The 619-nt window shown below is 64.6% G+C and carries 1 pseudogene; it reads left to right on the forward strand.

Going from position 1 to position 619, the window contains the following annotated elements:
* Positions 1–619: pseudogene (locus F8N66_RS31290) on the forward strand (UDP-2,4-diacetamido-2,4,6-trideoxy-beta-L-altropyranose hydrolase); the annotation flags it as partial.

Consider the following 619-nt stretch of genomic DNA (forward strand, 5'->3'; position numbering starts at 1 on the left):
GTTTGTCGGTGCCGGCGGTGGCACCAGTTGGGAGCGGGCGGCCATGGGGTTGCCGACGATCTGTATCGCGGTCTCGAATAATCAGCAGGCCAACGCCGAAATGATGGCGACCTCAGGTTCCCATGTGTATCTGGGCCCCCGCGAGAACGTCAGCGTCGAGCAGTTGCGTCAGGCCATTGCTTTTCTCGCGGGCAATCAGGGGTTACGCCAAAGCCTGGCCGAACACTCGCGTCGGTTGGTCGATGGGCGGGGTGCACAGCGGGTTGCGGCAGCGCTCGCCGGGGCGGTGCTGCAGGTTCGCAAGGCGTCGCTGGACGATGGGCGGCTGCTGTTCGAGGGGCGCAATGCCGAGTCGGTGCGACGCTGGTCGCTGGACACGCAGGTCATCGATTGGCAACGGCATCAAGACTGGCTGGCCGCGAGCCTGAGCAACCCGGGGCGATTACTGTTGATTGCCGAGGCGGACGATGGCCTGGTCGGGGTACTGCGTTATGACCTGGACGGACTTGAAGCCGAAGTCTCGATTTACCTGCTTGAAGGCCGCCTCGGTCTGGGGTGGGGCAGGGCGCTGCTGGCGCGGGGCGAAGCTTTTGTGACCGCCCTCTGGCCTCAACTGAAT

The sequence above is a fragment of the Pseudomonas fluorescens genome, assembly GCF_902498195.1.
GTDB classification, from domain to species: Bacteria; Pseudomonadota; Gammaproteobacteria; order Pseudomonadales; family Pseudomonadaceae; genus Aquipseudomonas; species Aquipseudomonas fluorescens_BU.